The 21,395-nt window shown below is 63.6% G+C and carries 16 protein-coding genes and 1 pseudogene; 12 read left to right on the forward strand and 5 right to left on the reverse strand.

What is annotated here, in order from left to right:
* Positions 1–194 precede the first annotated feature (194 nt).
* Both queA and VWY75_RS18305 read right to left on the reverse strand, forming a co-directional pair.
* Entirely contained in the window at positions 195–1,265 is a 1,071-nt protein-coding gene (queA, locus tag VWY75_RS18300; RefSeq protein WP_416538873.1) for a tRNA preQ1(34) S-adenosylmethionine ribosyltransferase-isomerase QueA, read from the reverse strand.
* Positions 1,266–1,390: 125 nt separating this feature from the next.
* Positions 1,391–5,047: a DUF3971 domain-containing protein gene (locus VWY75_RS18305; RefSeq protein WP_416538874.1), complete on the reverse strand. Its 3,657-nt coding sequence runs from the start codon at positions 5,045–5,047 to the stop codon at positions 1,391–1,393.
* 100 nt (positions 5,048–5,147) lie between these two features.
* Between VWY75_RS18305 and VWY75_RS18310 the strand changes: the two genes are divergently transcribed.
* The 6 genes from VWY75_RS18310 to VWY75_RS18335 all read left to right on the forward strand — a co-directional run bounded on the left by VWY75_RS18310 (position 5,148) and on the right by VWY75_RS18335 (position 12,184).
* The gene (locus VWY75_RS18310) at positions 5,148–5,609 is read left to right on the forward strand and encodes a peroxiredoxin (RefSeq protein WP_340545742.1); all 462 of its coding nucleotides are present in this window, start codon (positions 5,148–5,150) and stop codon (positions 5,607–5,609) included.
* Between the two features lie 156 nt (positions 5,610–5,765).
* Positions 5,766–6,644 (forward strand): ferritin-like domain-containing protein, encoded by an 879-nt coding sequence (locus VWY75_RS18315; protein WP_416538875.1) that lies wholly within the window; start codon positions 5,766–5,768, stop codon positions 6,642–6,644.
* A 462-nt stretch (positions 6,645–7,106) separates the two neighbouring features.
* Positions 7,107–8,438 (forward strand): DUF5930 domain-containing protein, encoded by a 1,332-nt coding sequence (locus VWY75_RS18320; RefSeq protein WP_340545744.1) that lies wholly within the window; start codon positions 7,107–7,109, stop codon positions 8,436–8,438.
* Entirely contained in the window at positions 8,428–8,970 is a 543-nt protein-coding gene (locus tag VWY75_RS18325) for a bactofilin family protein (protein WP_416538876.1), read from the forward strand. The genes VWY75_RS18320 and VWY75_RS18325 overlap by 11 nt, the downstream gene beginning before the upstream one ends.
* A gap of 247 nt (positions 8,971–9,217) precedes the next feature.
* Positions 9,218–10,462: a calcium-binding protein gene (locus VWY75_RS18330; protein WP_416538877.1), complete on the forward strand. Its 1,245-nt coding sequence runs from the start codon at positions 9,218–9,220 to the stop codon at positions 10,460–10,462.
* Positions 10,463–10,687: 225 nt separating this feature from the next.
* Positions 10,688–12,184: a calcium-binding protein gene (locus VWY75_RS18335; RefSeq protein ID WP_416538878.1), complete on the forward strand. Its 1,497-nt coding sequence runs from the start codon at positions 10,688–10,690 to the stop codon at positions 12,182–12,184.
* A gap of 88 nt (positions 12,185–12,272) precedes the next feature.
* Here the strand turns inward: VWY75_RS18335 and VWY75_RS18340 are convergent, their stop codons facing one another.
* From VWY75_RS18340 to VWY75_RS18350, 3 genes are all read right to left on the reverse strand, one after another.
* A complete protein-coding gene (locus VWY75_RS18340; RefSeq protein WP_416539167.1) occupies positions 12,273–13,238 on the reverse strand; it encodes a DUF3179 domain-containing protein in 966 nt (321 codons plus the stop codon).
* A 246-nt stretch (positions 13,239–13,484) separates the two neighbouring features.
* Positions 13,485–14,036, reverse strand: coding sequence for a peptidylprolyl isomerase (locus tag VWY75_RS18345; protein ID WP_340545748.1), 552 nt, complete (start codon positions 14,034–14,036; stop codon positions 13,485–13,487).
* Entirely contained in the window at positions 14,029–14,535 is a 507-nt protein-coding gene (locus VWY75_RS18350) for a peptidylprolyl isomerase (RefSeq protein WP_416538879.1), read from the reverse strand. Before VWY75_RS18350 ends, VWY75_RS18345 begins: the two co-directional genes overlap by 8 nt.
* 193 nt (positions 14,536–14,728) lie before the next feature.
* Between VWY75_RS18350 and VWY75_RS18355 the strand changes: the two genes are divergently transcribed.
* From VWY75_RS18355 to VWY75_RS18380, 6 genes and pseudogenes are all read left to right on the forward strand, one after another.
* Positions 14,729–15,919, forward strand: a complete 1,191-nt coding sequence (locus tag VWY75_RS18355) for a phosphoglycerate kinase (RefSeq protein ID WP_416538880.1) — start codon at positions 14,729–14,731, stop codon at positions 15,917–15,919.
* Between the two features lie 256 nt (positions 15,920–16,175).
* A complete protein-coding gene (locus VWY75_RS18360; protein ID WP_340545751.1) occupies positions 16,176–16,475 on the forward strand; it encodes an FtsB family cell division protein in 300 nt (99 codons plus the stop codon).
* A gap of 303 nt (positions 16,476–16,778) precedes the next feature.
* Positions 16,779–17,792, forward strand: coding sequence for a pyruvate dehydrogenase (acetyl-transferring) E1 component subunit alpha (pdhA, locus tag VWY75_RS18365; RefSeq protein ID WP_340545752.1), 1,014 nt, complete (start codon positions 16,779–16,781; stop codon positions 17,790–17,792).
* Between the two features lie 16 nt (positions 17,793–17,808).
* Positions 17,809–19,194: a pyruvate dehydrogenase complex E1 component subunit beta gene (locus tag VWY75_RS18370; RefSeq protein ID WP_416538881.1), complete on the forward strand. Its 1,386-nt coding sequence runs from the start codon at positions 17,809–17,811 to the stop codon at positions 19,192–19,194.
* Positions 19,195–19,206: 12 nt separating this feature from the next.
* Entirely contained in the window at positions 19,207–20,544 is a 1,338-nt protein-coding gene (locus tag VWY75_RS18375) for a pyruvate dehydrogenase complex dihydrolipoamide acetyltransferase (RefSeq protein ID WP_416538882.1), read from the forward strand.
* A 651-nt stretch (positions 20,545–21,195) separates the two neighbouring features.
* Positions 21,196–21,395 (forward strand): annotated as a pseudogene (locus tag VWY75_RS18380) (hypothetical protein); the annotation flags it as partial.

The following is a 21,395-nucleotide window of genomic DNA, read 5'->3' on the forward strand; positions in this document are numbered from 1 at the left end:
GCCCGCTCCGGGGTCCTGGTGAATTGGTCACGGGCATCGCAATCGCCCGGCGCCGTTATGAACAGGGTCTTATGGCAGCTTCATGACCAAGAGACCCCAAAAACCGGGTGTGCCCATCGCAAACCCGGTGACAATTGGATCCGGCAGGACCATAGCCCAGACCAGTTAAAAATGCTTCTCGCTGAAATTATCCCTCAGGTCTGCGACATCTCCGCCACCGGCGGTATCAAAAGCGACGCATCGCCATACGAAAAGAAGCGGTAGTTTTCTGCCAGCGCATGGTCATAAATCGCCCGGATCCGGTCCTGCCCCATCAGCGCCGAGACCAGCATCAACAGCGTCGATTTCGGCAGGTGGAAATTGGTCATCAGCGCATCCACCACATGGAAGGTGAAACCGGGATAGATGAAGATGTCGGTATCGCCTTCCCAGGGCTCGATTGCACCGCTCTGCCCGGCGCTTTCGATCAGCCGCAGCGCCGTGGTGCCAACCGGGATCACCCGGCCACCTGCGGCCTTGGTTGCGGCAATCTCGGCGGCGGCCTCGGCGCTGACGCGGCCCCATTCGGCGTGCATCCGGTGGGTGGTCACATCCTCGACCTTGACCGGCAGGAAGGTGCCTGCCCCCACATGCAGGGTCACATAGCTGATCTCGACCCCCATGGCCTTCAGCTCTGCCAGCAGCGCCTCGTCGAAATGCAACGAGGCTGTCGGCGCCGCCACCGCGCCGGAATTGCGCGCCCAGACGGTCTGGTAATCGGTCTTGTCCTGTTCATCCGCTGGCCGCTTGGCCGCGATATAAGGCGGCAGCGGCATCGCCCCCGCCTCGGCCAGAGCCGCATCGAAATCGGTGCCACTCAGATTGAACGTCAGGTAGCCCTGCCCGTCCTCGACCCGCTCCAATGTCGCGCTCAGCGCCTCGGAGAACACGATCTCCTCGCCCGGTTTGACCTTCTTCAGCGGCTTCAGCAGCGCCGCCCAGCTGCCATCGGCGCCGGGATCCAGCAGCGTGACCTCCACCTTGGCGGCCATCGGCCCCTGTGCGGTGTCGCGGTGGCGCAGCCCGCTCAGCCGCGCGGGAATCACCTTGGTGTCGTTCAGCACCAGCCGGTCACCGGGGCGCAGCCACTGGCCCAGATTGGCAACACGCGCGTCGCAGATGCTATCGCCCTCGGCCACCAGCAGCCGCGCGGAACTGCGCGGCACTGCCGGACGGGTGGCAATGCGGTCATCGGGGAGGTCGAAGTCAAAATCACTGAGTTTCATAGGCTGCGATATAGGCTGTTGCGCGGCCCTTGGCCAATAGGTTTTGCACCTTTGTCCGCGATCGGCACACCGCCCATGGATCGCCTTGGAATGGCCCATGGATGGTCCGATGGCAGCGGGTCGCCCTAGCGGTCTTCGCCCGGCGAAACCGAATAGCTCGGCCTGTCGCGTTCGGCGCGCGGCACGGCGGGGGCTGGCGGCTCCTCCCCCGGCAGCCGCGGCGCCGGTCCGCGAAACAGCTCGCGGAACATCCCCGGCGCCAGCCCCGACAGCGGGTTCACCTGCACCTGAGGATCATCCGCCGTGCCCTTCAGCGTAAAGGCAAAGCCGATCAGCCCCTCACCCTTGCGGGTAAAGACGCGGCCGATGGCGTTGAGCAGATAAATCGGCGAGACCACCCCGCGCATGTTCAGCACGCTGCGCTCCAGATCGTAATTGCCGTCCATCGACAGGCCGATCGACGGCCCCACCGCGCTGCTTTCATGGACAATCAGATGGGTCGCCCCCAGCCTGAACCTCGCCTCCACCGTGGTGAACAGAATGCCCTGCCCGGCCAGCGCGTCGATCAGCCCGACAACGCTGACCGCATTCAGCAGCGCCGCCATTGCGGGGGCGTCCTTGATCCGGGTGTTCTTGACCTCGATCTGGCCGTCATATTCGCCGGGGGCGCCGGGGGCCGGCACCAGCGACATGTCGAATGTCCCGCCAGAGCCATGGCGCAGCACCCCCGCCGCGCGGAACACCCCACCGGCATCCTGAGACTGGATCCGGGTGGCAAAGCCACCATCCTTGGGCACCACCACGCCGCTGACCCCGGTCTGCCCGTTCAGCGCCGCGGTGAAGTTGCCGTTGAGACCGCCAGTGGTGGAAAACCGCCCGGCAAAACCGGTGAGCGCGATACTGTCGGTGACCTGCATCCGGTCCAGTTGCAGGCTGATCGGCCCGGTGCCGCCAGAGGCACCACCGCTGCTGCCGCTGCCGCCGGAACCATCGGGCATCTGCCGCAGATCCAGCACCCCGTTCAGCACATTGATGGCCGGCGACCGCGCGCCGCGCGCCACCAGATCGACAGCGCCCCGGAACCAGCCCTGCAGGTCGACGCGGTCAAACCGCGCCCGGCGCAGACCACCGCCCGGCTCCAGCGTGATGGCACCGGCCGCCCGCAGCCCCGCCGCCTCCAGCGACAGCGCCTGCACATCCGGCGTCTCCCCAAGGGTCGCGCTGAGTTTCAGCTGGCCGGTGCCTGCCTCGCTCAGCCGCCAACTCAGCGCCGGAATGCGCAGCCCCAGCCCCGCAAGATCGCTTTCCAGGGTCAGCCGCGGCGCCTGCCCCTTGTCGATCACCACCTCATAACGGCCTTCGCCGCGTCCGAATACCGATCCCGCAGGCAGGCCGATATCAAACGTATCAATCGTGTTCTGCGACAGTTCGATGGTACCGCTGACCCGCACCGGCGCGGCCCCGCCCGCAGCCGCAACCGCCCGCTCCGCCGCCGGTCCCACCGCCTGCCGCCAGATCAGGCTGCCCGGCACCCCGGAAAGCGCGCCGCCGCCCTCGATCTGCACATGGTCCTGATTGCCGCTCAGGCTCAGGGCCTTCGCCGCCACGCGCTGACCCGGCACCAGCACATCGCTGCTGACATCACGCAGGCGCCCCCGGTAGTGATAGGTGATCTCCTCGGGCGTGACGCCCTTGCGCAGGGGCACCGCCAGCGTGCCGCTGATCGCAACCTGCCCCGTCGCCAGATCCACCGGCAACCCGGCCTTGTCCATCACCGACAGCGGCGGACGGTTGAGCAGCGACAGCGCCGCCGTCACCGGGCCTGTGGCCTCGATCCGGGCAATCCCCGGCGCGCCGTCCTTCACCGAAGTGTCAGGAATGATGAACGACGTACCCGCCGCATCCACGCGCCCGCCCTGATCCGCTGTCACCCAGCCCTTTGTCGCCATCACCACCAGACGGTTGCCATAAAGGCTGAACTGCCCCGCCGCATCGCGCAGCGGCGGCAGCGTTTTCTGAAACCGGACCGCCGCCTCCTCGAATGCCAGATCCAGATAGACAAACGGCTTTGCCGTGCCCTGGCCACGCAGCGCGAAATTCACATCGCGCGCATAGCCTGCAAGCAGGTTCTCGCGCACCCATTCGCGCGGCTTTGGCGGGGCTGCGGCAGGCCAGACCTCTTTCAGCCGCTCGGCGGTCATCCGGTTGGCGCGTCCGTTCAGCGCGTAATCCCAGCCGGTCTGCCCCGCCGAAATCTCGCCATCCAGCAGGATCCGCGTCTCACCGTCACGCACCAGCATCTCGCCCAGACGCAGTCGAAACGGCGCCATCTCAAGCTTGAAATCCGCCGTCACCCCCGCCAGATCCAGCGGCGCCTCATAGAGTTTCGCCGGATTGAGGCTCAGGTCCTGAAACCGCAGCTGCCCCACCAGATCGGTGAGCTGGCCGTTCTCCACCCCGATCAGCCGCGCCCGCCCCTCCATCGAGCCGGAGCCCCAGCCGCTGTTCACCGACAGCTCGTTGAACTGCAGCTCCTGCCGCGCGGGCAGATAGGTGAAATAGCTCTGCGCGCCGGTGATCGGCACCGGGCGGGTGGCGGCGGTGGGCTGGATCACCCCCTCGCCAATCTGCAAGCTGGCAGAGACCGGCAACAAGGCACCCTCGCTGCTGATGGCACCGCGCAGAGAGCCCGAAATCGGCGCGTCCAGAACATCCAGCCAGCCGAGCGCGGCGCTCTGGGCTGCGATATCCTTGCTCGCCACCGAATTGACCAGGACACCGAAATCCGCCGCCTTGTCGCCAATGGCTGACCTGTAATTCGCCTCGACCGTGCCGACATAATCGCGCCCGCTCAACAGCGAGAACCCGGCGGCCAGCTCAATCTCCTGTCCGCTGCGGCCCATGCGGATGCTGCCGCCATCCAGCGTCCAGACCCGACCCAGCCGCGCGTCCTCATAGCGTAGGGTCAGCGCCTCGGTCTCTACCGCAATCAGCGCCGACAGCACCGGCAGTTCCAGCTGCCGGTCCCATTGTTCGATCAGCGCAGGCAGGGTGGCGGCCTGCCGCAGCGGCGCCTCCCCCTCGGCCAAACTCAGCGCCAGACCGCCACTGTTGTCGCGCCGCAGCGTGCCGTAAAGACCGCTCAGCATGATCGTCTTGGGTCGGATCTGCCCGCGCAGCAGCGGCCGCATCGCCAGCGAGGCCTGCGCGTCCGCCAGCCGCGCCACCCGCGCGCCGGTCTCATCGCGCAGGGTCACATCGCGCAGGCTGACACGGGGCCGCCAGCCCCGGTTCACCACCAGATGAATGGCACCGAATTCAATGCTCAGTCCGCCGAGGTGCTGCTCGATCCGCCGCTCCACCCGGTCGCGCAGCCAGTCCGGCGCATCTATGCGCGTGCCCAGCCCGAGAAAGACAACCCCGCTTGCCAGCAGCGCTAGCAGCACGGCGGTGATGGTCGCACTGCGCAGCATCCGCCGCAGCAGTCGCCGTTGGGGCCGCGCGCGCGCCGTCGCCGCGGGCGGCAGATCAGCCCCTGCCGCCGCAGGAATGCCCAGATCCCCGGCCGAAATCCCGTCCGACGCACGAGGCCCCGGCACCGGCACCGCCTGTTCCACCGGTTCTGCCGGTGGCGCCTCATCGGGGCCCAGATAGACAACCCCCTCCGGCGGCGGCACCGCGCGCGCAACAGCCACATTCTCATCCGCCGCAGCCCCATCGGGTGCAGCCTCCTGCGTGGCCTGCGCCGACACAGAGGAAGATGGCTCCCGCTCGGGATCCACCGCTATGGGTGAGACCGGTTTAATCCTTGCTTTCCCTTTGCCCGTGATGGCCTAACTATGGCACGCAAACCCTGCGAAACCGTTTTGGAGACCTTAACTTATGCTCGCCCCCTCAGACCCAGCGCCCTCCTTTAACCTGCCCCGCGACGGCGGTGGCACCGTGACGTTGGAGGAGCTGCGCGGCAAGGCCGTTGTCCTGTTTTTCTACCCCCGCGATGATACCCCGGGCTGCACCAAGGAATCCATCGGATTTTCCGAGCACCTGCAGGCCTTTGCCGATGCCGGAACCGTGGTCTATGGCATCTCCAAGGATCCGGTTGCCAAACACGACAAATTTGTCGCCAAACACGGGCTGACCACGCCGCTTCTGTCCGACGCCGACGGCACCACCTGCGAGGATTATGGCGTCTGGAAAGAAAAGAACATGTACGGCAAGAAACACTGGGGGATCGAACGCTCGACCTTCCTCATCGACGCCGAGGGCAATATCGCCCGGATCTGGCGCAAGGTGAAGGTTGACGGCCATGTCGCCGAGGTGCTGGAGGCGGCGCAGGCGCTCTGAACGCGGCCCCATTCCGCCAGCCATTCCGCCCACCGTGCCGGCCGCCCCGCTGATCCAGATCGGCCTGACGCGGGGCCGCCTATCGGGTTGCGCGCCACAGCCGCCGGTGGCAGGGAGGGACAAGAGCAGCCCACCGCCAGTAACGGACCCGCCCAGATGACCAGCGAAGCCCCGCAGACCGCAGCCGAGACCACCGCCCCGCTCACCCTTGCGCAGATGGCGCAGCAGGTGCTGACCACCGCAGACGGGCGCGAGAAAACCGCGCTGTCGCGTCGCCACGCCGCGCATTGGTTTGCCTCGCGCGCCGGTGATGCGGATAAGATCGAGATCGGCACCGCCAACCCGCCGCTGCACCCGGCCCGCCCCGAGCGCCCGGAGCTGCTGAACCCCCGCGATGTGCCGCGCCGCCGCCCCGGATCAGAGGCCGGCCGCAAGGCGCTGCTACATGCGGTAGCCCATATCGAACTGAATGCGGTGGATCTGCACTGGGACATCATCGCCCGCTTTTCTCATGTGCCGATGCCGCTTGGCTTCTTTGACGACTGGGTCAAGGCGGCAGATGAAGAATCGAAACATTTCAATCTGATGTGTGATTGTCTTGAGGCACTGGGCAGCCATTACGGAGATCTTCCGGCCCATGCCGGCATGTGGCGCGCCGCCGAGGACACCGCCGAGGATCTGATGGGTCGGCTCGCCGTTGTGCCGATGGTGCTTGAGGCGCGCGGCCTGGATGTGACCCCCGGCATGATCGAGATTTTCCGCAAGGCCAAGCTCACCCAGGCGGTTGATGCGCTAGAGGTGATCTACGCCGAAGAGGTCAGCCATGTGGCCTATGGATCGAAATGGTTCCATTTCCTCTGCGGGCGCGACAATCTGGACCCGAAAGAGGTCTTTCACGATCTCGTCGGTCGATATTTCCATGGCCATCTGAAACCGCCCTTCAACGAGGAAAAACGTGCCGAGGCCGGCATCCCGCCCGATTTCTACTGGCCGCTCACCGAAGACATCCCGATGAAACCCCCGGCCCTGCGCTAGGCCACCCACAGCCACAACAGGCGCGGGGCGCGCCGCCATCGGCTCCGCGAAGTGGCCAATAACGCGCGCTCCCAGCGGCCTGCGCAGGACGCCGCAGACGGTCCAGCAACCTGACCTGAACACCCCTCCGATCCGGTAAGCCTGCCCCGTGTCGGCAGGCCGACCGCCGCAGCCCCATTACCGGCCTCACACCCCGGATCGGGCGGCTATCGGCGATTTTTCGCTCATTCACCCGCTGATCTTCGCCCTGCCGCGCGGTTTCCGCGCCCTCCCGCCGAACACCGGGCCAACAGGCTTGCCCAAATTCCTCCGGCTGGCTATTCCCTTTCGCCATGGCGCGTATCTGCGCGTCCAGGCACTGCGACAGGGGCGCTCCGAGGGGGACCGGAACCGACCGTCACACCGGCAGGAGGAGCGCCGGTACAGGCAGTGCGACAACTGGGGCAGGACAAGGACCAAAGCGTGCGAACACGTCTGGCAATCAAAATTCACGCATTTCTTGAACGTCGTTTCCCGGAGCGACGTGTGTTCCTTAAATCCGACACGGATACCCGTTTCATCCGGCTGCGCTCCGAAACCCAGCTCATTGCCTTTGCCGGCATGGCGCTGCTGGTGGCCTGGTCCATCGTCGCCACCGCCATCGTGCTGATGGACAGCATCGGCTCCGGCAATTTCCGCGAACAGGCCAAGCGCGACCAGATGACCTATCGTGCGCGGCTCAATGCGCTGTCGAGCGAGCGCAACGACCGCGCCGCCGAGGCGCTGGCCGCCCAGGAACGGTTCAACGCCGCTCTGACGCAGATTTCCTCCATGCAATCCGAGCTGCTGGCCTCCGAGACCCGCCGCCGTGAGCTGGAAACCGGCATCGAGGTGATCCAGACCACTCTGCGCCAGACCATGAAGGATCGCGAAGCCGCCCGCGACGCCCTCGCCGCGCTGAAACAGGAAACCGCCGCCGACAGCCCGGCCCAGCTGATGGCCGTCAGCGCGCCCGTGCAGATGGAATTCATGGCCGAGGCGCTGGCCGAAACCGCCGCCGAGCGTGACCAGATCGAAGCCAATGCCCAATCCGCGCTTGAACAGCGCGACGCGCTGGAGCTGGAACTGCGGCTGATGGATGAGCGTAACGATCAGATCTTCCGCCAGCTGGAAGAGGCGATGGAAGTCTCCGTCGCCCCCCTCGACAAGATGTTCCGCAGTGCCGGAATGCCCACCGACCGTATCCTTGAACAGGTCCGGCGCGGTTACAGCGGTCAGGGCGGTCCGCTCAGCCCTTTAGCCCTGTCCACGCGCGGTGAGGAACCCACCCGCGAAGAGCGCAGAGCCAACGACCTGCTGCACCAGATGAACCAGCTGAACCTTTATCGGCTGGCCGCGCAGAAAGCGCCTTTCGCCTCGCCGGTGAACCTCAACCTGGTGCGCCGCAGCTCCGGCTTTGGTTATCGTCGCGACCCCAAAACCGGCGGCCGCCGCCTGCACAAAGGCTCCGATTTCGCCGGACAGACCGGCACCGATATCTTTGCCACCGCCGATGGCGTGGTGACTCATGCCGGCTGGCAATCCGGCTACGGAAAACTTGTGACAATTCAACATGCCTTTGGCATTGAGACGAAATATGCCCATAATTCGAAACTCCGCGTGAAGGTCGGTCAAAGGGTCTCGCGCGGGGATCACATTGCTGATATGGGTAACACCGGACGGTCCACCGGGACCCACCTCCACTACGAGGTTCGGGTCAATGGCAACCCCGTAAACCCGATGATCTATATCAAGGCTGCGAGAAATGTTTTCTAAAAGCAAAATCAACGAGCCCGGCCAGAAAGCGGCCGAAGCAACCCCTGCGGCACCTGCGCCGTCTTCCGCTCCGGTTCCGCCCGCCAGCGATTTCAAGGCCACCGCGCCCAAGGCCAAGCCACCGGCCTCCGTGCTCAGCTCGGATCTGCACATCACCGGCAACCTCAAGACCACCGGCGATATCCAGGTCGAAGGCACCGTCGAAGGCGATATTCGCGCCCATCTGCTGACCATTGGCGAAAGCGCCACCATCAAGGGCGAAGTGACCGCCGATGACGTGGTGATCAATGGTCGCATCGTCGGTCGTGTGCGCGGCCTGAAGGTACGCCTGACCTCAACCGCCCGCGTCGAAGGCGACATCATCCACAAGACCATCGCAATCGAAAGTGGCGCCCATTTCGAAGGCTCCGTGCAGCGTCAGGACGACCCGCTGAACCCCGGCAAAGCCGCAGCGCCCCGCGCCGCAGCCCCGGCACCGGCCCCCTCCGCCGCCGTCTCCGCAGCCACCGCCGCGCATAAAGCCGAGAACTGATCCGAGCCTTCCATCGGCCGTATCGACAAAAAATCAACGCCGCAGGTTCCGCCTGCGGCGTTTTTGCTGCGCCATGGTCATCTGCCCGTCTGACCCGACTATCCCAGCACGCGGACGCGACGTCGCCCGGTGAATGCAGAGCGATTCTTAGGCGCGGATCTTGCAGGCATAGGTTGCTGAGTGTACGAGACCGTTAAAGTTGCAGGCATTTGGTCTGCTGCATCTCTCATCAGGATCTCTTTCTGTTATGGCAATTTTTACTGTAAATGATCCCACCGGAACGCTGACCCTGGATGGCATCAACGATCTTGGGTTTTCAGGTCTCAGCCTGAGTAGCCGAACCAGCAACCGGCTGTACTTTACCTCCCCCAGCGATACCTCGGTCACCCTGACCGGAACCTTCGCCTCATCCTCTCCCTACCTGTGGACCGTGAACTCCATGTCCGTGGCGACCGGCAGGACAACGGTCTATTCCTTCAGCGAATTTTCGATGAACTTCTATCGGTTCGCCTCGTCCAGCGGCAGCGCTCTCGAAGCTGCGCTGCTGACCGGTGATGATACCATCACCTCCAACATGACCGAGGGCAACCGCTGGCTGGCCTATGGCGGCGACGATGTCATCAGCCTTGGCACCGGCAATGACTATGTAAATGGCGGCACTGGCACCGATCGTTTGATCATCAACGACAATTTTGGCCGCGCTTCCGCGTCGTCCTTCTATGGAACCATCACGCTGGAGTCCGCCGATGGCCGCGACACGCTGGTGTCGATCGAACAGCTGCAATTTGCCAATCGCAGCTTCGCGCTGCGCACCGGCAGCAGTTTCGACAACACGCTGAGCGGCGATCAGGATGCCCAGCTGACCAGCGACATGATGCTTGGTGGACGTGGCGCCGATACGCTCTCTGGCCTCTCCGGGCGCGACATGCTGCTGGGCGAAGAAGGCAACGATCGCCTGCTCGGCGGCACGGGCCATGACACGCTGAAAGGCGGCGATGGGGATGATCTCCTGCTTGGCGGCACCGGGCGTGACTGGCTGGCTGGCGATCTTGGCGACGATATTATCGTCGGCGGGTCCCACGGTGACAAACTCATCGGCGGCGGCGGGAATGACCAGCTGCGCGGTCAGTCAGGTCACGACCTCCTGCGCGGCAACTCCGGCCAGGATACACTCCTGGGCGGCCAGGGAGACGACCGCCTCTATGGTGATGGCGGCAGCGACCGGCTGATCGGTCAGGAGGGTGACGATACGCTGACCGGCGGCGCTCACGCCGATACCTTTGTCTTCCATCGTGGCTATGGCAGCGATGTCATCACCGATTTCACCCTTGGCGAGGATCTTATTCAGATCGGGCGTGGCGCGGATGGGGTCGAGGATCTCACCTTCACCCAGCTGGGCGCCGATGTTCAGATTGCCTTCGCCGATGTCACCATTCTGGTCGAGAACAGCACGCTTGAGCAGATCGAGGCGGCGGACAATTTCCTCTTCTGAGCGATATCGCAGATCTGCACTGACCAAGGGCGCCCCCAATCGGGGCGCCTTTTTCAATACCAGAGGCGACAAGTCCGGCGTGCACACGGTGCAGAGTTTTCGCAACAGAATTAACAAAGGTTAATTATTCGTTAACCCGAGACTTCCCCGATCCAGACCCGCCCCCTAGGTTCCCGACAAAAGCATCAAAAAGATGCAACGGGCATTCAGGCAGCAGGTCAGACCATGGCAGAGCTTTTTGTAGCGGCCGCGTCAAATATGGCGCCGCCGTTTGATTTCAATGACTTCGACTTTACCAAAGTGGCTGTTCTCAGCACATCCGAGACCCAGATCGCCGTGCAATACCGCGACTTTGTGCTGGTGTTTCAGGGCAGGTTCACCTTTGACGAGACCGGCAATCTGACTGCGGACAGCCCGCTCAACAGCTTTGCCCTGTTCCACCACCAGACCCTGATCCTGTCGGTCAGCGGCTTCAGCCTGCCCTCGCAGATGATTGCCACCAGTGACCTTTATTCGCTGCTGGCACTGGCGCTGGCGGGGGATGACACCATCACCTCGGCCTGGAACGGTGGCGAGCGGATCCAGGGGTTTGGTGGCAACGACACCATTCAGGCAGGCGGCGGCAATGATACCATCATCGGCGGCCCCGGCGAGGACGAGCTGCGACTGGCGGAGGGGATCACCAGCTACAGCTTTGCCTTTGACGACATCGCAGGCGCGCAGCTCACGACGCGGGCCGGACAGGACCTGCTGCTCAGCGTGGAGACGGTGCGCCTCGCCACCCAGACCCTGCATATTCAGGAAGGCGGCAGCGCCGACGAAATCCTGACCACCCGCAACGCGGCGGAGAGCAACAGCTCCGACATGATCCATGGCCGGGGCGGCAATGACAGCATCACCGGCGGCGCGGGCAAGGATTTCCTGCTGGGCGGCACCGGCGCCGACACCCTGTCGGGCGGGCGCAACAATGATTTCCTCGACGGCGAGCTGGGGGACGATCACCTCTCCGGTGAGGCCGGTCACGACAACCTGCGTGGCAGTCTTGGCAATGACACGCTGATCGGCGGCGCTGGCAATGACACCCTGCGTGGCGACAACGAGATTGGCCCGGCCGAAAATGCCAATGACCTGCTGATTGGCGGCAGCGGCCACGACAGCCTTGACGGCAACGCAGGCCACGACACGCTGAGGGCCGGCAGTGGCGCCGATACGCTTGATGGCGGCGACGGCAATGACCGGCTTGACGGTGGCAACGGGCGCGATCTGATCACCGGCGGGACCGGCGACGACAGCCTGACCGGTGGGCGCGGCAATGACACGATGACCGCCGGTACCGGCAGCGACCGGCTCAGCGGCGGCGGTGGCCACGACGTGATGCGCGGCGATGCCGGCGATGATCTCCTGCTGGGCGGGCGCGGGCATGACACGCTGTTTGGCAGCGACGGCGCCGACCGGCTCATCGGTCAGTCCGGCCATGACCGCCTGACCGGCGGCAGCGGTGCCGACAGTTTTGTCTTTGGCCGTGGTTCCGGTCAGGACACCATCACCGATTTCCGCCTTGGCGAGGATGTGATCGAGATCACCCGCGGTGCAACCCGCATCGACCACCTTGGATTTGCACAGCTCGGCGCGGATGTGCGCGTCACCTTCGCCAATGTCTCCCTGCTGGTCGAAGACGTGACCGTCGATCAGCTGATGGACACCGATAACTTCCTGTTCTGATTAGATACCGCTCTCAAAATATGGCTATGGGCGCGCCTTTGCCGGTGCGCCCTCTTTTTCGTGCAGAACTCGGTTGAGCACCGCCTCCTCACTCCAGCATCCAGCGCCCCTTGGGCCAGAAAGCATGATAGGCAAAGGCAAACATCACATCATGGGCCAGATCCGCACCGTTCTGTCCCCGCACCCGCACCGATCCGACGTCGCGCCCCTTGCCCAGCTGCCCGGCATCCAGCGCCGAGGCCTGCCCGGCCCGCCAGCTGAGGACCACCCCCGCCTCGCGGATTTCCCCGGCCGCCGCCAGTCGCGCCAGGGGCCAGGCCCGGTCCCCCACCCGCACCACACGCGCCAGCGGCGCGATACCATGGGGCGGCGGCGCGCCATCATATAGAAACGGCCAGTTCGACCGGTCATAGCCCTGATAGGGATTGCGGCCATAGCTGCGGTTGTGGCGCGGCTCAGCCATCACCAGACCCTCTGGGTAGGCGGCGCGAAATGCCTGCCAGCTGTCCAGCCAGCTCGGCAGCTGCCGCAGCTCCCGGCCCGTCATCTCGCCCACGATGCCGGTGCCCGTGGCCTGCTGCCACCAGCTCTCGCTCTCGCGGTCATACATCACCATATCGGACTGGCGCAGCTTGCCGGTGACGCCAAAGCTCAGGGTGCGGCCAGCCACCCGCCGGTCAAAGCTCATGGCGGAATTGCACAAGGGACAATAAGTGATCGCAACCGGCATGCCACCGACCCGGTCATTGACGATTTCATGCCAGATCAGATAGCGCAGCGGATAGGCCCGCGCCGCCTGCCCCGGCAGATCCAGCACCACCACCGGTTCGGCGGGGCTCAGCCCCGTCACCTGCGCCGCCGGGTGAAACGCCGGATCGCTCAGCGCCGGAATGCCATCCTTTGGCGGACCACCGGATTTGATCTCATCCCAGCTGGCCACGGCGGAGCGGCTGAAATCGGTCTGCGGCCACTCCCGCGCCCATTGCGCCGGATCAGCCACCGCCTTAACAGCGCCCAGCATCACCAGCAAAGCCGCCAGCACAGCGCCGACCATCCCGGCGCGCAGCGGATCCCGTTTCCCTATCGCCAGCCGTGACATCTCTGCGCTCCCCCTTGACCTGCGACCAGCTTCGCAACTGATCTTGAGGCGCACAGCCTGCCGCAAAATCCCCTCACATGCACCGCACAAGCCCGTGACAGGCGCGCGTATCCCAGGCTGAAACGGCAAACGGCCCGCACCACGCAGGGTACGGGCCGTTGCAATATATATCAGGTCAATCCGGCAGGCCGGATCGCAGGATCACTCGGTCACTGTGACGGTTTTCATCACATCGGGCTGGCCGACAACGGCGCCGTTCTGACTGCTGCTGCCGCGCTTGATCGCGTCAACCACATCCATGCCCTCGGTCACCTTGCCCACAATGGTGTACTGACCATTGAGGAAATGCCCCGGCGCAAACATGATGAAGAACTGCGAATTGGCGCTGTCGGGATCCTGCGAGCGGGCCATGCCGACGACACCGCGATCGAACTCCAGATCGGAGAATTCGGCCGGCAGGTCCGAGCGCTCGGAACCGCCCATGCCTGCGCGGCGCATATCGCCACCCAGCTTGCCGAATTCCACATCACCGGTCTGCGCCATAAAGCCTTCGATCACACGGTGAAACACCACGCCATCATATTTGCCCTCGGCTGCCAGCGCGGTGATCTGCTCGACATGTTTGGGGGCCACGTCCTCGAACAGGTCAATCTTGATGGTGCCATTGGCGCCCTCGCCTTCGACCGCGATCTCCAGACCGCTGGCCAGCGCAGGCCCCGCCATCAGCGCAAATACCGCTGCCAGCTTATACATCGGCTGCCACCTTGACGCTGATCATGCGGTCGGGGTTCGCAGGCGGCTCGCCACGGGTGATCGCATCGACATGTTCCATACCGTCGATCACGCGGCCATAGACCGTATACTGACCGTTCAGGAAATGGTTGTCCTTGAAGTTGATGAAGAACTGCGAATTGGCCGAATCCGGGTTGGCGGAGCGCGCCGCGCCCAGCGTGCCACGGTCATGCGGCAGCTTGGAGAATTCCGCCGGCACATTCGGCAGGTCAGAGCCGCCGGTGCCTGCCATACGCAGGTTGAACCCGTCTTCCATATCGCCGTGCTGCACGTCGCCGGTCTGCGCCATAAAGCCGTCGATCACCCGGTGAAACGCCACATTGTCATATTCACCGCCACGGGCCAGCTCTTTCATGCGTGCGCTGTGCTGGGGGGCCACATCGGGCAGCAGCTCGATCACCACCTTGCCGTCTTTCAGCTCCATGATGATGGTGTTTTCGGGATCCTTGATCTCGGCCATGTGGCCCTCCTGTGCTTTGCATTCGCCCGATAGTTAAGCCCCGCGCCGCCGATTGCCAAGGGAGCTTTGGTCACGGAGCATTGACTGGGCGGCAAAAAGCCCCGAAACATCGCGCCAACAGCGCCAGCCCGCCTCCGCGCGACTGGCCTCGCACAGCACGACCAACACACGCGACCAACAGAAGGATATGATCATGGGCTGGACCGCACTCGACAAGATGGACCTGGCAGGCAAGCGCGTTCTGGTGCGCGTCGATATCAATGTCCCGGTCGAGGATGGCCGCGTCACCGATGACACCCGCATTCAGCGCGTCGCCCCAACGGTCAAGGATATCCTCGCCAAGGGCGGCACCCCGATTCTGCTGGCCCATTTCGGCCGCCCCAAGGGCAAGGTTGTCGAAGAGATGTCGCTGCGCCCGCTGGTGCCGGCACTTGAGGCCGCCTTCGACGCGCCGGTGACCTTTGCCGCCGATTGTCGCGGCCCCGCTGCCGAGGCCGCGCTGGCGGGCCTGCCCGCAGGTGCCGTGCTGCTGCTGGAAAACACCCGCTTCCACGCGGGCGAGGAGAAGAATGACGCCGCTCTTGCGGCTGAGATGGCCCAGCTGGGCGATATCTATTGCAACGATGCGTTCTCCGCCGCCCACCGCGCCCATGCCTCGACCGAGGCGCTGGCCCGTCTGCTGCCCGCCTGCGCTGGTCGTCTGATGGAGGCTGAGCTGACAGCGCTTGACGCAGCCCTCGGCCAACCCCAGCGCCCGGTCACCGCCGTGGTTGGCGGTGCCAAGGTCTCCACCAAGCTGGAACTGCTGGGCAACCTCGTCGGCAAGGTCGACAATCTGGTGATCGGTGGCGGCATGGCCAATACCTTTCTCGCCGCACAGGGCATTGATGTGGGCAAGTCGCTTTGCGAGCACGATATGGCCGACACCGCCCGCGAGATCCTGACCAAAGCCGAGGCCGCAGGCTGCAAGATCATCCTGCCCGTCGACGTCGTCGTCGCACGCGAATTCAAGGCCGGGGCCGACAATGAAACCGTCGCCGCCGACGCCTGCCCCGCCGATGCGATGATCCTCGACGCAGGCCCGCAGACTGTCGCTGCCGTCGCCGATACGCTCTCCGCCTCCAAAACGCTGATCTGGAACGGCCCCATGGGCGCCTTTGAAATCGCGCCCTTCGATGCTGCCACCAATGCCGCCGCACAACAGGCCGCCGCGCTGACAAGATCCGGTGCACTGGTCAGCGTCGCGGGGGGCGGCGATACCGTTGCGGCCCTCAATCAGGCCGGGGCTGCGGCTGATTTCACCTATATCTCCACCGCGGGCGGTGCCTTCCTGGAATGGATGGAGGGCAAGACCCTGCCCGGCGTCGCCGCACTGGAGGGCTGACCCGAATCTGCCACCTGTCGCAGGCCAGAGGCCGGTATCGCCGCCAAAAGGTTAAGATCGCGGTGACCCGCAAGATCCGTTAACCACTTGTTAACACCTCGCACCCCTGCCATCCGGTTGGGGTGCGTTTTTGCGTCAGAATGTTCATAATTAACAATTTTCACCTTTCACAAACCATGATGCCTGTGGCAGTATTGTTGCAGACGCCGGGTAAACCGGCGCGAGACTTGAGCAGCAGATCATACAGGCCATCACCGTGACCCGAACCAATCGTCCCTCTCTGGGTGCATTCGTCTTTTCCACGATTGCATTCGCGCTGAGCGCATATTTCACCTTCGCTGCCGTGCAGGGGGATTTCGGGTTGTTCAGGCGGGTCGAGATCCAGGCCGAAGTGGAAGCGCTGCGTCAGGATCTCGACCAGCTGAAGCGTGAGACCGCGCAGATGGAGAACCTCACCCACCGGCTGTCCGATGATTACCTCGATCTGGACCTGCTGGATGAACAGGCCCGCTCCGTCCTGGGCTTGCTGCGCTCGGATGAAATCGTCATCCGCTAAACAGCCGCCCCGGCGCAGACCGCTCTGAAACATGTGATCGCCCGCAGCCTCGCTCGCGGGCGTTTTGCTGTCCGGCGGGCGAAAGGCTGCGCCGCGCAATGCCAGCCGATACCCCATGCTGCAGGCCAGCCCCCGATCAGCCCTCAGGTCAACGCCCCGGAACACCGCTGAAACACTGGTGAAACACCATCGCCTTTACCCCTTGGTGACGGCACGTCATAATAACACTCGCATGACGTAACAAAATCCATTATGAACTAGTTTAGCATTAAACTATCTAGCCTTAAGGGGGAGCCCGCCACTATGGCTGCGAGAAAAAGTGTCAAGAAACCAAACGTTTCTGCCGAAGAGCTACTCGAGTACTACCGCGAGATGCTGCTGATCCGGCGATTCGAGGAAAAGGCAGGCCAGCTCTATGGCATGGGTCTGATTGGCGGCTTCTGCCATCTCTACATCGGACAGGAAGCGGTTGTTGTCGGCCTTGAGGCCGCCGCCGAAGAGGGCGACAAACGCGTCACCTCCTATCGCGACCACGGCCATATGCTGGCCTGTGGCATGGACCCCAACGGCGTCATGGCCGAGCTGACCGGCCGCGAAGGCGGCTACTCAAAGGGCAAAGGCGGCTCGATGCACATGTTCTCGAAAGAGAAACATTTCTACGGCGGCCACGGCATCGTCGGCGCGCAGGTGCCACTGGGCGCAGGCCTCGCCTTCTCCGACAAATACAAAGGCAACGACCGCGTGACATTCGCCTATTTCGGTGATGGCGCCGCCAACCAGGGTCAGGTCTACGAGACCTACAACATGGCCCAGCTCTGGGATCTGCCGGTCGTCTTCGTGATCGAGAACAACCAATACGCCATGGGCACCTCGGTGCAGCGGTCGACCAAATCCCCCGCCCTGTGGAAACGCGGCGAAGCCTACGGCATCAAGGGCGAGGAAGTTGACGGCATGGATGTGCTGGCCGTGAAAGAGGCCGGCGAACGCGCCGTCGCCCACTGCCGCGCAGGCAAAGGCCCCTATATCCTTGAGGTCAAGACCTACCGCTACCGTGGCCACTCCATGTCCGACCCCGCCAAGTACCGCACCCGCGAAGAGGTGCAGAAAATGCGCGAGGAACGCGATCCCATCGAACAGGTCCGCGACATGCTGCTCACCGGCAAACATGCAAGCGAGGACGACCTCAAGGTGATCGACAAAGAGATCAAGGACATCGTCAACAAATCCGCAGACTTCGCCAAGGAGAGCCCGGAACCGGCGCTCGATGAACTCTGGACCGATATTTATGCGGATGAGCTGCCGCAAGAAACCGCCTGAGGGGACGTAATACGATATGGCAACTGAAATCCTGATGCCCGCCCTGTCGCCGACCATGGAGGAAGGCACCCTGGCCAAATGGCTGGTCAAAGAGGGCGATACAGTAAATTCCGGCGATATTCTGGCCGAGATCGAAACCGACAAGGCGACGATGGAATTCGAAGCCGTTGACGAAGGCGTCATCGGCAAGATCCTGATCGGTGAAGGCACCGAGAACGTAAAGGTCAACAGCCCGATCGCCGTGCTGCTGGAAGACGGCGAAAGCTACGACCCCGATGCGGCCCCCGCAGCATCCGCGCCCTCCACAAGCGAAGCGCCGGCGGCAGAGGCACCTGCGGCGCCCGCAACCGCCGCCGCTGCTGCCGCAGCCCCCGCCGCACCCGAGGTGGACACCACCCCGGACTGGCCCGAGGGCACCGAAGTGGTGCAGACCACGGTCCGCGAAGCCCTGCGCGACGCCATGGCCGAGGAAATGCGCCGCGACGGCGATGTCTTCCTGATGGGCGAGGAAGTCGCCGAATATCAGGGCGCCTATAAGATCTCTCAGGGTCTGTTGGACGAATTCGGCTCCAAGCGCGTGATCGACACCCCGATCACCGAACATGGTTTTGCCGGCATCGCCACCGGTGCGGCCTTTGGCGGTCTGCGCCCGATTGTGGAGTTCATGACCTTCAACTTCGCCATGCAGGCGATTGACCACATCATCAACTCTGCCGCCAAGACGCTCTATATGTCCGGCGGTCAGATGGGGGCACCGATGGTGTTCCGTGGCCCCAACGGTGCCGCTGCCCGCGTGGGCGCGCAGCACAGCCAGGATTACGCCGCCTGGTACATGCAGATCCCCGGCCTGAAGGTGGCGATGCCCTACTCCGCCTCCGACGCCAAAGGTCTGATGAAAACCGCAATCCGCGACAACAACCCGGTGATCTTCCTCGAGAACGAGATCCTCTACGGCAAATCCTTTGAAGTGCCGAAGCTGGATGATTACACCGTTCCCTTTGGCAAGGCCCGGATCTGGCGGGAAGGCACTGACGTCACCATCGTCTCCTTTGGCATCGGCATGACCTATGCGCTGGAAGCGGCGGAGAAACTGGCCGAGGATGGCATCAGCGCCGAGGTCATCGACCTGCGCACCCTGCGCCCGATGGACACCGGCTCCATCATCAAATCGGTGATGAAGACCAACCGTCTGGTTACAGTTGAGGAAGGCTGGCCGCAGGGCTCTGTTGGCAGCTATATCTCCTCTGTGGTGATGCAGGAGGCCTTTGATTACCTCGATGCCCCGGTGATCACCTGCACCGGCAAGGACGTGCCCATGCCCTATGCCGCCAATCTCGAAAAACACGCGCTGGTCACCACCGATGAGGTGATCGAAGCGGTGAAACAAGTGACCTACCGGTAAGGAGAGACAGCGATGCCCACAGAAATCCTGATGCCCGCCCTCTCTCCCACCATGGAGGAAGGCACCCTTGCCAAATGGCTCGTGAAGGAAGGCGACACCGTCGCCTCCGGCGACCTGCTGGCAGAGATTGAAACCGACAAGGCGACGATGGAATTCGAAGCCGTCGACGAAGGGGTGATCGGCAAGATCCTGATCCCCGAAGGCAGCGAAGGCGTGAAGGTCAACAGCCCCATCGCCGTGCTGCTGGAAGAGGGCGAAAGCGCCGACGACATCGGCGCCACCCCGGCTGCCCCCGCCGCCGCGACAGACAAGGCCGCCCCTGCGGCGTCCGAGGAAGCCGCCCCGGCCTCTTCCCCGGCGCCGGCAGAGGCCGCCGCTGCGGCAACACCCGCGCCCGCAGCCCCGCAGGGCGCCGATGGCAACCGCATCTTTGCATCGCCCCTGGCGCGCCGTATCGCAGCTGACAAAGGGCTGGATCTGGCCGCCATCTCCGGCTCCGGCCCCCGTGGCCGCATCGTGAAGGCCGATGTGGAAAACGCCAGACCGCAGGCCGCCGCCGCCCCGGCAGCAGCCACTCCGGCAACCGCCGCAGCCCCTGCCGCAGCCGCCGCCCCCACAGGCCCCTCCGCCGATCAGGTCGCCCGCATGTACGAAGGCCGCAGCTATGAGGAGGTCAAACTGGACGGCATGCGCAAGACCATCGCCGCCCGCCTCACCGAGGCCAAGCAGACGGTGCCGCATTTCTACCTGCGCCGCGACATCCAGCTGGATGCGCTGCTGAAGTTCCGCGGCGAGCTGAACAAACAGCTCGAGGGCCGTGGCGTCAAACTCTCGGTCAACGACTTCATCATCAAGGCCTGCGCCCTGGCGCTGCAGGCCGTGCCGGATGCCAATGCCGTCTGGGCCGGTGACCGCGTGCTGAAGATGGAGGCCTCCGATGTGGCGGTCGCGGTCGCGATCGAGGGCGGCCTGTTCACACCCGTTCTGCAGAACAGCGAGACCAAATCACTCTCGACGCTGTCGACGGAGATGAAAGACCTCGCCAAACGCGCCCGCGACCGCAAGCTTGCGCCGCATGAATATCAGGGCGGCAGCTTTGCGATCTCCAACCTCGGCATGTTCGGCATCGACAATTTCGACGCCATCGTGAACCCGCCGCACGCAGGCATCCTTGCCGTCGGCGCAGGGGTGAAAAAACCGGTTGTCGGTGCGGATGGCGAACTGGCCGTGGCCACCGTCATGTCGGTGACCATGTCCGTCGACCACCGCGTCATCGACGGCGCCCTTGGCGCCGAACTGCTGAACGCGATCAAGGACAACCTTGAAAACCCGATGATGATGCTGGCCTAAACCGCCACAGGTCAACGGACGAGCAAAAGGAAAGGACCGGCGCAGCGCTCCGGTCCTTTTTTGTGGAGCGGGTGCCTTGTTCCAAAGGCCAGCTTAAGCCTCCCGCGCGCGGGCGCAGCTGGACGGCTGCCAGAGACAGCAAAGCGCAGGAAATGGGCTTTGCAAAGTCTCGGGGGCTGGCAGTCGGGCGGCGATCCCATGCTGCATGAGCGATGGCAGGAACAGACCTTCGCCGCACGTGCAGCCGCTAACCATGATCGAACGAACGGGATGCGGGACCTTGTAGCCGTTCACCTGATCGGAACCAAAGACAGGAGGGTTGCCGTTTGCGGTCATCCATGCTGACATCTAGAGGAAAAAGTGACAGCTAGAGAACTTCGACTGCGAACTCTGAACAATAAACTCCTCGCCCTTGTGGCGTTAAGTGGCATGCGAAACAGCTAAATTTTCCAGGTTTGATCTCCCTAGATTCAGATTAACCTTTTGCTAACCAGTCACTTTTAAAGGTTGAGGTTCAATCTTGGCTTTCCCTTCATGGCAGTGCTCTGACTTCGAGTGGCAGGTCAAAAAATGTGAATTCTACCGGGCGTGGTTCCAAAAGTAGAACCGAGAATTGATCCCCAATAATTTTGTAAGAAGAAAGGACATTCAATGAGTATTGGCTCTGTTATCTCCGGAACTATCGGTGATGATATCCTGCTAGATACCGCAGGCGTAGACACAATCTTTGGAGATGCAGGAAATGACACGATTGTCTACAATGTTGCAGCATCTGCCGGGCAACCATTGGCTGATGGAATCGATGGAGGGGCCGGGGTTGACACCCTAAAGTTTTTTAGAGGGAGTTCGTC

Origin of the sequence: Phaeobacter sp. JH20_08 (assembly GCF_048056635.1) — a bacterium.
Classification (GTDB): Bacteria; Pseudomonadota; Alphaproteobacteria; order Rhodobacterales; family Rhodobacteraceae; genus Phaeobacter; species Phaeobacter bryozoorum.

Bases quoted from the DNA above. Each gene is read 5' to 3' on its own strand.
- VWY75_RS18350 (WP_416538879.1), bottom strand. From the start codon at position 14,535: ATGGCCGAGATCAAGGATCCCGAAAACACCATCATCATGGAGCTGAAA.
- VWY75_RS18330 (WP_416538877.1), top strand. From the start codon at position 9,218: ATGGCAATTTTTACTGTAAATGATCCCACCGGAACGCTGACCCTGGAT.
- VWY75_RS18310 (WP_340545742.1), top strand. From the start codon at position 5,148: ATGCTCGCCCCCTCAGACCCAGCGCCCTCCTTTAACCTGCCCCGCGAC.
- pdhA (WP_340545752.1), top strand. From the start codon at position 16,779: ATGGCTGCGAGAAAAAGTGTCAAGAAACCAAACGTTTCTGCCGAAGAG.
- VWY75_RS18375 (WP_416538882.1), top strand. From the start codon at position 19,207: ATGCCCACAGAAATCCTGATGCCCGCCCTCTCTCCCACCATGGAGGAA.
- queA (WP_416538873.1), bottom strand. From the start codon at position 1,265: ATGAAACTCAGTGATTTTGACTTCGACCTCCCCGATGACCGCATTGCC.
- VWY75_RS18340 (WP_416539167.1), bottom strand. From the start codon at position 13,238: ATGGTCGGCGCTGTGCTGGCGGCTTTGCTGGTGATGCTGGGCGCTGTT.
- VWY75_RS18370 (WP_416538881.1), top strand. From the start codon at position 17,809: ATGGCAACTGAAATCCTGATGCCCGCCCTGTCGCCGACCATGGAGGAA.
- VWY75_RS18345 (WP_340545748.1), bottom strand. From the start codon at position 14,036: ATGTATAAGCTGGCAGCGGTATTTGCGCTGATGGCGGGGCCTGCGCTG.
- VWY75_RS18355 (WP_416538880.1), top strand. From the start codon at position 14,729: ATGGGCTGGACCGCACTCGACAAGATGGACCTGGCAGGCAAGCGCGTT.
- VWY75_RS18315 (WP_416538875.1), top strand. From the start codon at position 5,766: ATGACCAGCGAAGCCCCGCAGACCGCAGCCGAGACCACCGCCCCGCTC.
- VWY75_RS18335 (WP_416538878.1), top strand. From the start codon at position 10,688: ATGGCAGAGCTTTTTGTAGCGGCCGCGTCAAATATGGCGCCGCCGTTT.
- VWY75_RS18325 (WP_416538876.1), top strand. From the start codon at position 8,428: ATGTTTTCTAAAAGCAAAATCAACGAGCCCGGCCAGAAAGCGGCCGAA.